The 12,110-nt window shown below is 71.5% G+C and carries 16 protein-coding genes; 6 read left to right on the top strand and 10 right to left on the bottom strand.

Features of this window, described 5'->3' with window-relative positions; genetic code table 11:
• The first annotated feature begins 39 nt into the window (after nt 1-39).
• On the top strand, nt 40-774 hold the full coding sequence (locus tag BLR02_RS05155) for a hypothetical protein (protein ID WP_143018040.1): 735 nt from the start codon (nt 40-42) through the stop codon (nt 772-774).
• Between the two features lie 31 nt (nt 775-805).
• Entirely contained in the window at nt 806-1,537 is a 732-nt protein-coding gene (locus tag BLR02_RS05160) for an alpha/beta fold hydrolase (protein WP_090562176.1), read from the top strand.
• A gap of 99 nt (nt 1,538-1,636) precedes the next feature.
• Here the strand turns inward: BLR02_RS05160 and BLR02_RS05165 are convergent, their stop codons facing one another.
• Nucleotides 1,637-3,163: a flavin monoamine oxidase family protein gene (locus tag BLR02_RS05165; protein ID WP_090661106.1), complete on the bottom strand. Its 1,527-nt coding sequence runs from the start codon at nt 3,161-3,163 to the stop codon at nt 1,637-1,639.
• Complete coding sequence (locus tag BLR02_RS05170; protein ID WP_090661109.1) at nt 3,160-4,245, bottom strand: isocitrate/isopropylmalate dehydrogenase family protein; 1,086 nt, start codon at nt 4,243-4,245, stop codon at nt 3,160-3,162. The genes BLR02_RS05165 and BLR02_RS05170 overlap by 4 nt, the downstream gene beginning before the upstream one ends.
• A gap of 61 nt (nt 4,246-4,306) precedes the next feature.
• Here BLR02_RS05170 and BLR02_RS05175 point away from each other — a divergent pair, with 61 nt between their 5' ends.
• Nucleotides 4,307-5,281: a Bug family tripartite tricarboxylate transporter substrate binding protein gene (locus BLR02_RS05175; RefSeq protein ID WP_090562170.1), complete on the top strand. Its 975-nt coding sequence runs from the start codon at nt 4,307-4,309 to the stop codon at nt 5,279-5,281.
• A 22-nt stretch (nt 5,282-5,303) separates the two neighbouring features.
• Here BLR02_RS05175 and BLR02_RS05180 read toward each other — a convergent pair whose 3' ends face one another.
• Nucleotides 5,304-5,495, bottom strand: a complete 192-nt coding sequence (locus BLR02_RS05180) for a hypothetical protein (protein WP_090661111.1) — start codon at nt 5,493-5,495, stop codon at nt 5,304-5,306.
• A gap of 164 nt (nt 5,496-5,659) precedes the next feature.
• On the opposite strand from BLR02_RS05180, the gene BLR02_RS29990 reads away from it, so the two are divergent.
• Entirely contained in the window at nt 5,660-5,818 is a 159-nt protein-coding gene (locus BLR02_RS29990; protein WP_176952764.1) for a hypothetical protein, read from the top strand.
• A complete protein-coding gene (locus tag BLR02_RS29290) occupies nt 5,815-6,081 on the top strand; it encodes an SRPBCC family protein (protein WP_176849378.1) in 267 nt (88 codons plus the stop codon). Before BLR02_RS29990 ends, BLR02_RS29290 begins: the two co-directional genes overlap by 4 nt.
• Nucleotides 6,082-6,176: 95 nt before the next feature.
• Here BLR02_RS29290 and BLR02_RS05190 read toward each other — a convergent pair whose 3' ends face one another.
• Nucleotides 6,177-6,518 carry a hypothetical protein gene (locus BLR02_RS05190; RefSeq protein WP_090562168.1) on the bottom strand — a complete coding sequence of 114 codons (342 nt, stop codon included), beginning with the start codon at nt 6,516-6,518 and terminating at the stop codon, nt 6,177-6,179.
• A gap of 181 nt (nt 6,519-6,699) precedes the next feature.
• Between BLR02_RS05190 and BLR02_RS05195 the strand changes: the two genes are divergently transcribed.
• Nucleotides 6,700-7,158, top strand: coding sequence for a MarR family winged helix-turn-helix transcriptional regulator (locus BLR02_RS05195; protein ID WP_090562167.1), 459 nt, complete (start codon nt 6,700-6,702; stop codon nt 7,156-7,158).
• An 88-nt stretch (nt 7,159-7,246) separates the two neighbouring features.
• Here the strand turns inward: BLR02_RS05195 and BLR02_RS05200 are convergent, their stop codons facing one another.
• The 6 genes from BLR02_RS05200 to fabZ are packed head-to-tail and all read right to left on the bottom strand — an operon-like array spanning nt 7,247 to nt 12,108.
• Nucleotides 7,247-8,116, bottom strand: a complete 870-nt coding sequence (locus BLR02_RS05200; protein WP_176849379.1) for a DUF697 domain-containing protein — start codon at nt 8,114-8,116, stop codon at nt 7,247-7,249.
• Nucleotides 8,113-9,522, bottom strand: a complete 1,410-nt coding sequence (locus BLR02_RS05205; RefSeq protein ID WP_090562163.1) for a YcjX family protein — start codon at nt 9,520-9,522, stop codon at nt 8,113-8,115. The genes BLR02_RS05200 and BLR02_RS05205 overlap by 4 nt, the downstream gene beginning before the upstream one ends.
• A 16-nt stretch (nt 9,523-9,538) precedes the next feature.
• On the bottom strand, nt 9,539-9,928 hold the full coding sequence (gene gloA / locus BLR02_RS05210; RefSeq protein WP_090562161.1) for a lactoylglutathione lyase: 390 nt from the start codon (nt 9,926-9,928) through the stop codon (nt 9,539-9,541).
• Nucleotides 9,925-10,764 (bottom strand): LpxI family protein, encoded by an 840-nt coding sequence (locus BLR02_RS05215; RefSeq protein WP_090562159.1) that lies wholly within the window; start codon nt 10,762-10,764, stop codon nt 9,925-9,927. The genes gloA and BLR02_RS05215 overlap by 4 nt, the downstream gene beginning before the upstream one ends.
• Entirely contained in the window at nt 10,761-11,603 is an 843-nt protein-coding gene (gene lpxA / locus BLR02_RS05220) for an acyl-ACP--UDP-N-acetylglucosamine O-acyltransferase (protein WP_090661117.1), read from the bottom strand. The genes BLR02_RS05215 and lpxA overlap by 4 nt, the downstream gene beginning before the upstream one ends.
• Before the next feature lie 4 nt (nt 11,604-11,607).
• Complete coding sequence (gene fabZ, locus BLR02_RS05225; protein ID WP_090562155.1) at nt 11,608-12,108, bottom strand: 3-hydroxyacyl-ACP dehydratase FabZ; 501 nt, start codon at nt 12,106-12,108, stop codon at nt 11,608-11,610.
• Between the last annotated feature and the right edge of the window lie 2 nt (nt 12,109-12,110).

Raw genomic sequence — 12,110 nt, forward strand, 5'->3', positions numbered from 1 at the left:
CCGCTACCGCCGGCGTTTCCGCTGCCCAGAGGACTTCAGATGCGCCGACTAGCCGCCTTGTTGCTGCTGATCCTGCTCGGGCGGGCGGAAGCCGCCGGCTTCGACGAGTTCCAGGTCTTCGACGGCCGGATCGCCGAGCCCGGCAGCATCGACCTCAACATCCACCTGAATGCGGGGCGGCGCGGCCGGCTGGGCGATGGCGCGCCGCGCAACGGCGTGCTGGCGACGGCGGAACTCGGCTATGCCACGATCCCGTGGCATGAGGTGGCGCTGCTGGTGCCGGTGGCGCGGGAATTCTCCGGCGACACCTATGGCGGCGGCTTCAAGCTGCGCAACACCTTCATCAGCCCGGGCGCCGACAACCGGCCCTTCGCCTATGGCATGGACATCGAGATCCGCCACCAGTCGGCGCGCTTCTCCGAGACGGATTGGGCGCTGACGCTGCGGCCGATCATCGACCTGCGCACCGGTCCCTGGCAGCTCATCCTCAACCCGGAGGTGGAGATACCGCTCGGCCGGGACGGGCCGATCTTCGCCCCGGCGGTGCGCGGGGTGCGGCAGGTGGCGCCCGCGGTCTGGATCGGCCTCGAACATTACATGGAATTCGGGCGCATCAGCCGTGGGGAGGGGCTGCCCAAGCAGGCGCACCAGCTCTTCGTCACGACGGATATCCGCTTCACCAACCGCTTCGCCCTGCATCTCGGCCTCGGCCACGGGCTGACCCATGCGAGCGACCGCTGGCTGGGCAAGGCGATCCTCGGCTTCGACTTCTGATATCCTTGCCGCCCAAAGCCTGGGGGACCGGATGGCGAAGACCTATGTGCTGCTGCATGGCGCCTTTCATGGCGCCTGGTGCTGGCGGGCGGTGGCGGACCGGCTGCGCGCCGCCGGGCATCGCGTGACGGTGCCGACCCAGACCGGGCTCGGCGAGCGGCGGCATCTGCTCTCGGCGCAGATCACGCTGGACACCTTCGTCACCGACCTGGTCGAGCACATGGAGGCCGAGGAGGTGGAGGCGGCGGTCCTCGTCGGCCACAGCTTCGGCGGCAATGCCATCACCGGCGCGGCGGACCGCATCCCGGGGCGCATCAGCCACCTCGTCTATCTCGACGCCATGGTGCTGGGGGATGGCGACACGCCCTGGGGCCGCATGCCGCCGGCCCAGGCGGCGGAGCGCCGCCGCGGGGTGATGGAACAGGGCGGCGGAGTCGTCGCCATGCCGCCCCCGGTCAGCGCCTTCGGCGTGCCGGAGAGCCACCCGCTCGCCGACTGGGTGCGGCGGCGGCTGACGCCGCATCCGGCCGCCACCTACGCCACGCCCCTGCGCCTCGCCCATCCGCCCGGCAACGGGCTGCCCCGCACCTACATCGCCTGCACCGACCCCTGGTACGCGCCGCTCGCCTGGGCGCGGGAGGCGGTGCGGGCTCAGCCGGGCTGGGATTGGCGGGAGATCGCCACCGGGCATGATGCGATGGTGACGGCACCGGAGGAGCTGGCGCGGATGCTGCTGGAGATCGGCCCCAAGGCACCGGCCTAGAGCGGTTTCCGTTCGCACTGGCTCACGGAACCCGCTCTATCTTTTTGTTTGGCGGGCAAATTACTCCGATCAGGTGTTTCAACCTGATCGGAGTTTGCTCTAGGCCATCCCCTCCAGCGCCGCCCAGGCCGAGAGCACCGCGCCCTCCTGCCAGCCTGTGAACCAGGAGAGGTACTCGCCGGCGAAATGGTAGGGGCCCTCCGGCTTGCGCAGCAGCGGGTAGAGGCTGCGGCGCTGCTCGGCGGTCCAGTCCACCCAGGCGCCGCGGGCGCGCGGCATGCGGGACCAGGCGACGGATACCGGCGCCGCGACCTCGCGGCCGAGGCCAGGATGCAGGGCCTCGCCATCGGCGGCGATGACGGCCGCGCGTTCCGCCGGGCTGCGGGCGGCGAAGCGCTCCCCGATCGAATCCTCCCAGATATAGGCGCCGATCAGGATGCCCTTCCCGGCATGGAAGCCGTGCGAGGGATACCAGATCTGCGTCGCCTCGCGCGGCAACCAGGAGATGCCGCCATAGATGGCGTGGTCCTCCTCCCAGAAGCGGCGACTGCATTGGAAGGCAAGCTTGGCCGCCGGGGAGGCGTGCAGCGCGGCGAGCCCCGCCTTACGCTGCGGCGAGAGATCGGCATCGAGCCGGGCGAGGACGGGCGCAGGCAGGGCGAGGAGGATGCGCGGCGCCTCCTCCTCCCGCACCGCGCCATCGGCACCGCGCCAGGTGAGGCGGGCGCCGGACCCTGTGCGACGCAGGGTGAGAACCTCCGCCCCGGTGACCAGCGCCTCGCCCAGTTCCCGGGCGAAGGCGGCGGCGATGCGGTCCATCCCGCCAACCGGCTGCAGCATGGTGGCGGCATAATCCACCCCCTCGGCGAAGGCCGCGCCCTCCCAGAGCGCCGGCTCCAGCAGCAGGCGCGGGTCGAGCGGGCCGAGGGCGCGCGGCGGGGCGAGGCCGGCGCCGGGCGCCGCCTCCCAGCCGGCACGCGCGCTGCCCTGGTAGCGCATGTCCCGCCCGAGCGCGCCGAAGCGGCGCAGCATGGCGCGGAGGGCATCGAGATCGGCCTCGGTGAGCGGCGCCTCGGCCGTGCCGCGCTCCAGCCCCTTGGCGGCAAGCTCCGCCACGAGGCCGCGCAGGTCGGCCTGGACGCGCCGCATCGGCACGGGGCCGGCCGATGCTTCGAGCAGCGCCGCGCGGTTCTCGTTCACCAGCACCTCCAGCGGCACGCCGAGCGCCCGGCAATAGCCGAGGATTCCGCGGTGGTGGTGGGGGATCCGGGCTGGGCCGGGATTGGCGTAGAGATGCGGTGCCGCATCCCAGGTGATGCGCTGCGGGATGGTGCCCTCCTCCTCCACCACATCCCCGGCGCGAAGGGTCAGGCAGCGGCCGCCAGCGCGCCCGCCTGCTTCCAGCACCCGCACCGACCAGCCGGCGCGGCGCATCTCGAGGGCTGCGACCAGACCGGCGATGCCGGCGCCGACGACCAGCACGCGGCGCCCGTCACGTGGCAGGGCCGGCGCCGCCGCGCGGGCCGGGGCGGCGGGCAGGCCACCCAGGGCGGCGAGCACCGCGACCGCAGCGCTGGACCCACCGGCCGCCGCCGCGCCTTCGATCAGCGCGCGGCGGGAGATCATCCGCCGAGTTGCGCCTGCACCGCCCGCACCACGGCCGCCGTGCCGTCCCCGCCGCCGATATCCGTGGTGCGGAGGCCACCCGCGAAGGCCGCGTCGACCGCGGCATCGAGTTCCGCAGCGGCATCGGCGAAGCCCTGGCCGGCGCCGCGGCTGGCCAGCCAGTCGAGCATCATCGAGGCCGAGAGCAGCATGGCCGCCGGGTTGGCGATGCCCTGCCCGGCAATGTCCGGCGCGGTGCCGTGCGCCGGCTGGAACACCGCATGCTCGTCGCCGATATCGGCCGAGGGGGAGAAGCCCATGCCGCCCACCAGCCCGGCGGCGAGGTCGGAGAGGATGTCGCCGAACATGTTCTCGGTCGGCAGCACGTCATAGGCCCAGGGGCGGCGGACGAGGTCGAGCGCCATCGCATCGACATAGTGGTGGCCGCTCTCCACGCCCGGGAATTCCGTGGCCACCTCGTCGAAGACGGCGCGCATGAAGGCGAAGGCGCGGAAGACATTCGCCTTGTCCACCAGCGTCACCCGCCCTGCCCGGCCGAGCCTCGCGGCGCGGCGCTCGGCGAGGCGGAAGGAGAAGCGGCTCAGCTTCTCGGTGGTGGCGCGGGTGATGCGGAGCGTCTCCTCCGCCAGATCCTGCGTCACCAGCCCCTTGCCACGCGAGTGGAACAGGCCCTCGGTGCTCTCCCGCACCAGGACGAAGTCGATGGTCGCGGCGCGCGGGTCGGCCAGCGCCACCGGCACGCCGGGGATGGCCCGCACCGGCCGCACGCCGGCATAGAGGCCGAGCCGGAAGCGGAGGTCGAGCTGCGGCGCGATCTCGGTACCGTCGGCCTGGCGGATCCCGGGCCAGCCCATGGCGCCGAGCAGGATGGCATCGGCGGACTCGGCGGCGCGGAAGCTGGCCTCGGGGAAGGCATCGCCGGTTGCCTGGTAGTGGAAGGCGCCGGCCGGCAATGCCTCGGTCGAGAGGCCGATGCCGTGGCGCCGGGCCAGCGGGTCGAGCACGGCGAGCGTTGCCTCGGTCACCTCCGTGCCGATTCCGTCGCCCGGCAACACCGCGATCCGCACCGAATTGCTGGCCATGCGCTTCCCCTTCCCGATCCTTGGCCCCATCCTGCGGCAAAGACTTCGGGAGGGACAGTTCATGCCGCATCTCACGCGCCGCCACCTTCTGGCGGCCGCCGCCATCCTGCCCGGCACCGCGCGGGCGCAGCCTGCTTGGCCGGAGAAGCCGGTGCGCATCATCGTTCCCTTCCCGCCCGGCCAGGCGGCGGACATCTTCACCCGCCTCTATGCCGACGAGCTCTCCCGGCGCTGGCCACAGCGCGTCATCGTCGAAAATCGCGGCGGCGGGGCGGGTGCGCCGGCGCTGGAGGCGGGTGCGCGGGCAGCGCCGGACGGCTACACGCTGACGGCGGGGACCTCGGGCACGCTGGGCGTCAACCCCTCCGTCCTGCCGCGCATCCCCTATGACGCGGAGCGGGACTTCGCCTTCATCAGCAATGTCGTCGTGCTGCCGCTGCTGATCGTGGCGCATCCCTCGCTCGGCCTGCGCACGGCCGCCGAGGTGGTGGCGGCGGCCAAGGCGGCGCCGGGCCTGGTCGACGTGGCGACGGCGGGTCCGGCGACCAGCCAGCACATGTCCGCCGAGCTTTTCGTCCACCGCACCGGCATCCGGGTGAACATGGTGCATTACCGCGGCAGCGGGCCGGCGATGGCGGACCTGCTGTCGGGCAACGTCAAGCTGATGTTCGACAGCGTCGCCTCCGCCCTGCCGCATATCCAGGCGGGAAAGGTCATCCCCATCGCGGTGACGACGCCGGAGCGGGCGCCGCAGCTGCCGGATGTGCCGACCATCGCCGAGACGGTGGCCCCGGGCTATGGCGCCTATGGCTGGACCGGGCTCTGCGCGCCGGCCGGGACGCCGGAGGAGATCGTGCGGAAGGTCAATGCCGACCTGGGCGACATTCTCCGCCAGCCCGCCATGCGGGCGCGCTTCGTCGAGCTGGGAGGCACCGCGGCGCCTGGGACGCCGCAGGAATTCGGCGAGTTCGTCCGGCGCGAGATCGCGCAGTGGCGCGAGGTGGCCCGCATCGCCAATGTACGGCTGGAGGGCTGACCCTCCAGCCGCGAGTCCGGCCTCAGCGCCCCGGCAGCGCGTTGCCGTAGCGGTAGGCGGCATCCATCGCCGGACGCGGGAAGGGCCGGATCTGCACGCCCTGCGCCACCATCCGGCGCAGCGCCTCCGGGTTCCGCACGTCGTAGCGGGCCAGCATGAGCAGGATCTGCTCCTTGCAGGCGGTCTCGAAGATGTCCTTGAAGGCCTGCGACAAGGTCTGCAGCGCCGGGACGATCCGCCGCCCGGAAAGGGCGTGAGGAGGGCGATGGCAAGCTTCGGTGCCGCGCCGATGCCCTGGTTCTGGACCAGCCAGTTCGACGTCAACATCCAGATTCCCGGCCTGCCGAGCGCCAGCTCTCCGTCGCCACGCATCGCGGCGTGGTCTTCGCCTCTTATGCGGAAGGGATGGAAAGCTTCCCCGACTATATGCTGGCGGACGGGTCGGGGCGGCATGGCGTGATGTGCTCGGCCAAGAGCGACGCCTCGAAGCTTACGGTCGATGCCAAGAAGGAGATGCGCGCCCTCAAGGGGGCATGACCCTCGCCGACCCGCGGCTGATGGATTTCGTCGACGAGTTCGACAGCCCTTGGTCCGTCACCATGGCGACGATCTGGCCCAACCTGATCGTGCAGCGGGAGATGAACACGCTTGGCATCCGGCAGATCGTGCCGACGGGGCCGAACGAGTTCATCATGAAATGGACCATGTTCGGCTTCCAGGGCGACACGCCGGAGATGACGGCGCATCGCCCTGACGGAGACGGCGCTCCGCATCCCCGTTTGACGGCGCCTGCCGCCTGAAGAAGGGCGCGCGACCCGGCGGGGGGTGCGGGTCGCGCGCGTCATCGCCGGCTGAAGCGGGCCCCGGGGGGAGAGGCCATCAGCCGGCAATTCGATCAGCCGCCGTTGCTGACCAGGCGGCCGGCCAGGGTCGGGCTGGCCTGCTGGGCCGGGACGAGGACGAGCGCCTGCTCGCGGCCACCGCCGACCAGTTCGGCGACGGTGCTGCTGCGGGGCTGGATGGCGGTCGGGCCGGAATAGGCGAGGCTGCGGCTGGTGCCCTCACCCGTCAGGCGGGCATACCCACCGCCGACGACGTTCTGGCTCGGGATCGCGTACTCCACCCGCGGTCCGCCATCCGCGCCACCGCCAACGAGGTGGGGGCCATTGTCCTGGGCCAGGGCGGCACCGGCGGTGCCGAGGACGAACACGGAGGCGATTACTGCGTTGCGGAACATAAGTTGGTCTCCTTTTTGGCCACCAGAAACCGGCGGCTTCGATGGGAGCTATATACGAGGCGATTAGATCGCGTACGATCGACCATCTTGCATGGCTGCGCTGCGTTTCGCGCACGAGCGATTTAATCGCTCACGATCTATTTGTTTGGTGCAGGAGGTTTACGAACCGGGAGGAACGCCGATGACCGACGCCGCTACGCCGAAATCGAAGCTTGAGCTGAATGATTTCCTCTGCTTCGCCCTGCACTCGACCGCGTTGGCGATTGGCCGGGCGAACAAGCCGATGCTCGACAAGATCGGCCTCACCTACTCGCAGTATCTCGTGATGGTCGTGCTCTGGGCGGAGGACAACCGCACCGTGAGCAGCATCGGCGACAAGTTGTTTCTGGAATCGAACACCCTGACGCCCCTGCTCAAGCGGCTGGAAGCGCTCGGCTATGTCCGCCGGTCCCGCGACACCGCCGATGAGCGGCAGGTCCGCATCAGCCTGACGGAACAGGGGCGCGCATTGCGCGAGAAGGCCTGCGCGGCGCATCCGGACTGGATCGACCGTGCCTTCGGCGGTGACATGGCGGCGGTCCAGGAGCTGAAGGACCGTGTCATTGCCATCCGGGACCGGCTGAAGACGGCGGAAGGCTGACAGTCCCTACCTTGCGCCTGGGCGTGCCGGCTGGGCTACGCAGGCGCCAGGGGTTTGTCCCTCGCGCTCGCTCCAGGCGGCGCGCGGCTCAAGCCCGGGGCGGGACGATGCGGCAGGCTTCGGCGGCGACGCGCGCCAGGCGCAGCATCCGGCGCGCCGCGACGGCACCGGCGGCGGCCTCACCAGCGAATTGCTCCAGCAGCTTGTTGGAGAGCAGCGCCCGCGCCGCCGCATCAACCGCAACATCCGTCGCGGCCACGGTCGCGGCGTCCAGCAGGGTCCGGCGGACCAGGGCCAGGGTTCCGGCGAAGCCGGGCCGCAGCCCGTGCAGCGCCGCCACCTGCCGTACCAGCCGCACGCCACGCCAGGCGAAGACCAGCGCATCGAGCCCCGGCGAGGGACTGATGGCCGTGATGGAGAAGGCCTGCACCGCGGCGACCCGCCCAAGCCCCGCCGCCTCGGCATCCAGCAGGCGCAGCGGGCCACCCTCCAGCAGGGCCCGCAACTCCTCGGTGCTGCCCGCCTGCCGGAGAGCAGGCTGCAGGCTGGCGGCCTCGGCGACGCCGGCGGCCCAGCGCAGCGCCTCGGCCCGCGCCACTTCGAGGTCCTGCCGGGCGAAAGCGGCACGGGCGCGATCGACGGCACGCAAGGCGCCAAGGCTGCGCAATTCCCGCCAGCCGCCACCGGCCACAAGGCCGAAGCCGATGGCAACCACGCCGAGCGTGGCCCAGCCCTGCACCGGGCCACGGCCGAACTGATCGACGACGAAATTCACCGCGTCCAGGACAGCGAGGCCCAAGCCGAGCACCGCCGCCCCCGCTGCCGCCCGGCCGATGCCAGACCAGCGCGCCCGGGGCGCCGGGGCCGCGACCGGCACCACGGCCTGCTCCCACTGGAAGTCGAGCCGGGGGGCGGGCTCTTCCAGGATCACGCGCGGACCCTTGGGGGCATCGCTCACAGCAGGTCTCCGATCAGCGCCGCCAGCAGCGCATCCAGCCCGATATGGGGAACGCCGGAGCCGCCCGCCGCGTCCAGCCGCGGTGGCTGGAATTCCGGCATCTCGAAGAAGCCGTGCTCCCAGAAGCCGGGCTCCGGCGGGCGCAGCGGGATCTCGCCAGGATAGACCTTGGCGCTGCGGCCATTCTCCAGCAGCAGGCCCCGCACGGCGGCGACCGGGCGGCCATCCAGCACCGCGACGTCATCCTGGGTGCAGCGGAGCGAGGCAAGCGCATGCACCGTGGTCGGCACCCCGGCCTCGCTCGCCCTGCCCTGCGGCCCGGCGACCAGATGGCCGAGCAGCGCCGACAGCGCGTCTCGTTGCCGCGCCGGCACATGGTCGGCCTTGGTGGCGGCGAAGGCGATGCGGGCGATGCCGGCGCCGGTCAGCCAGTCGAACCAGCTGCCGCCATGGCGGAGCGCCCCGGCTATGGCCGAGAGCGCCTCCGCCGTGTCCTCGAAGGCCGCCTGCCCGGCATGCAGCGCGCCGAGCACATCCACCAGCACCACCTGGCGGTCAAACCGGCGGAAGAAAGGCTCGAAGAATTCCGCCCGCTGGGCGCCGATATAGGCGGCATGGCGCTCGGCCATCAGCCCGGCGAGGCCTCGTCCGCCCGGCTGGAGAAGGGGGAAGAACCAGAGCACCGGCGTCTCGCCACGCGGCCCGGGATTGAGCACCCGCCCCGGCTGCAGGAAGCGGAAGCCCAGCCGGTCCCGGCATTCGCGGAGCGCATCGCGGAAGAGGCCATGGCCGCGCCGTGCCAGCGACTCATCCGCCGGCGCACCGGACGGCAGGGCCTCGACCCAGTCGAGGAAAGCGCGGGCGGCGGCCGAGGCTTCGGCCCGGCGCAGGCGCCGCAACGCCTCCGCCGACCATGCCGCGTAATCCTGGTCGAGCATGGGCAGGTCGAGCAGCCACTCGCCGGGATAGTCCAGCAGCTCCAGCGTCACCGTGCGGCGCCCGAGGAGGCCGCCCAGCAACCCGCCGAGGCTGCCGCTCCGCTCCAGTTCCAGCTGCAATTCGAGGGTGGAGAGGTCGTCGGTACGGCCCGGCCAGGCGGGCGGGTCGGCGGCGAGGGCGGCGAGATGCGCCTCGACATCGAAGCGCGGCAGCGCCTCGGTCGCCGAAGGTACGAGCCGCACGCTGCGCAACCGCCCGCCTGCGGCCTGCTCCAGCAGCGGCAGCGTCCGCCGCCCCCGCCCTGCCGCCAGCAGATTGGCGACGAGAGCGGTGAGGAACACCGTCTTGCCGGCGCGCGTCAGGCCGGTGACGGCCAGGCGGATGCGCGGCTGGCCGATGAGGGTGCGGGCCAGCCGCTCGGGAGTCTCGGCCAGGTCGCGCAGCAGGCCGAAGGGATCGACGGCCATCGGCCTGGCGCGGCGATCAGCGCTGGATCAGCTCGATCTTGTAGCCGTCCGGATCCTCGACGAAGGCGATGATGGTGGTGCCGAATTTCACCGGGCCGGCCTCGCGGGTCACCTTGCCGCCGCCGGCACGCACCTTCTCGCAGGTGGCCGCGACATCCGGCACGCCGACCGCCAGATGGCCGAAGGCATTGCCCTGCTCGTACTTCTCGGTGCCGTAGTTGTAGGTCAGCTCGATCTCGCCCTGGCCCTCGGCATTGCCCTCGCCATAGCCAAGGAAAGCGAGGGTGTACTTGCCGTCCGGCACGTCGCGGCGGCGAAGCTCCTTCATGTCCAGCAACTCGGTGTAGAACTTCACGCTGCGGTCGAGATTGCCGACGCGGATCATCGTGTGCAGGAATTTGCTCATGGCGCTGTCTCCTTGAGGAATTCGTCCGGGCGGATGGCGAGCAGGAACAGCCCCGCCGCATCCGCCGCCGCAATGGTGGCGGCACGGTCCACCAGGATGGTGCCGCCCGCCTCGATGGCAATACCGGCGAGACCGGCCGCGGCGGCGCCGGCAATGGTCGCCGGCCCTACCGTCGGCAGGTCCAGGCGGCGATCCTGCCCCGGCTTCACCAGCTTCACCAGCACTCCGCCGGGTCCCTCCCGCCTGAGCCCGGCGCAACGCGCGAGCAGGGCATCGGTGCCCTCGATCGCCTCGACACCGAGGACGAGGCCCTGCTGCACCACAGCGCCCTGGCCGACATCGACGGCGCCGAGCGCCTGCACGACCGCGATGCCCCGGCGGATATCCTCGAGCGCCATGGCCGCGGGTGCCACGGCGCCAAGACGCCCCGCCTCCGCCAGGATGTCGCGCAGGATGGCCTGGGCGGGGAGGATCTCGAACCCCTCCTCCTCCAGCACCCGCACCACGGCCTTGAGCAGGCCGTCATCGCCCTGCCAGGCGGCGCGGCCGATCTTCAGCAGCAGCCGGGCCAAGCCGGCATCGGGACGGATGGACAGGAAGGAGGGGCGCTTCGCCGCCCCGCACATGACGAGCTGGCGGATGCCCCGCGCCCGCAATATCTCGATAGCCTGTCCGGCAGCGCCGAGGCGGATCGCCAGATGCGGCAGATGCCGGTAGTCGGCGGGGTCGGCCCAACCCTCGATCACCACGGCGAAGACGTCCCGGCCCGCTGCCCGGGCCGCCGCGGCGACCTGCAGCGGCACCGCGCCACCCCCGGCGACGAGGCCGAGTGTCACGCCCCCTCCCCGTTCTCCTCGTCCACGCCGCCGAGTTCCGGCGCGGTCATCCGCCCCGGCCGTACCAACTGGCGGCGGCGGGAGGCATCGCGGATGAAGGCGATGATCTCCATCACCAGCGGCTCACCCGCATAGCGCTCCTCGGCCTGGGCGAGCTTGGCCGCGAATTCGCCGGGGTCCTTGAAGAGCAGGTTGTTGGCGACGCGAAGGGTGCGGAGTTGCTCCCGCGTTGCCCCCCGGCGCAGCAGGCCGATCTTGTTGAAGCCGACCAGCCGCGCCGGCAGGCCGAAGACATAGCCGAAGGGTGGCACGTCATTGGTGACGCCGGCGAGGCCGCTCACCATGGCAAGGCGCCCGACCCGTACCGTCTGGAACACCGCCGCACCGCCGCCGACGAAGGCGCCTTCGCCGACATGCACATGCCCGCCCAGCATTACGTTGTTGGCGAGGATGACGCCATCGCCCAGCACGCAGTCATGCGCGACATGGGCTTGCGCCATCAGCATGCAGCCGGCGCCGACGCTGGTGACGCCGCTGCCGCCGACCGAGGCGCGGTGGATGGTGCAGCCCTCGCGCACCAGGGTGCGTGCACCAAGCTCGCAGCGGGTCGGTTCGCCCTTGTACTTGGTGTCCTGCGGCGGGGTACCGATGGAGGCGAAGGGCAGGATGCGGACGCCCGCGCCGATCCGCGTCGCCCCATCCACCACGACATGGGAGACGAGCTCGACGCCCGCCTCCAGCACCGCCTCGGGACCGATGCTGCAGAAGGGGCCGATGCGGACGTCATCCGCGAGTTGCGCGCCGGCAGCGATGACCGCGCTGGGATGGATCTGCGCCAAGGGCTCAGCGGTCCAGGATCATGGCGGTGTAGGTCGCCTCGGCCACCACTTTGCCGTCCACCTTCGCCTCGGCGGCGAATTTCCAGATGTTGCCGCGCTGCCGGTCCTTGCGGACATGGATGCGCAACTGGTCGCCGGGGCCGACGGGCTTGCGGAATTTCGCGCCCTCGACCGACATGAAATAGACGAGCTTGCCCCGCGCCTCGGGGCCCAGCGTCTCGACCACCAGCACGGCCGCCGTCTGCGCCATGCTCTCGACGATCAGCACGCCCGGCATCACCGGATGTTCCGGGAAATGGCCCTGGAAGAAATTCTCGTTGATGGTGACGTTCTTGATGCCGACGCAGGAGACGTTCTTCCGTACCTCGACGATACGATCCACCAGAAGGAACGGATAGCGGTGGGGGATGGCGCGCATGATCTGCGCGATGTCGAAGGCCTCGACCCGCCCGTCCTCGCCGACCGGACCAGCCGTCTCCGCCGCCCTCGCCTCGTTCGCATCCATCG

Source organism: Belnapia rosea (assembly GCF_900101615.1).
Classification (GTDB): Bacteria; Pseudomonadota; Alphaproteobacteria; order Acetobacterales; family Acetobacteraceae; genus Belnapia; species Belnapia rosea.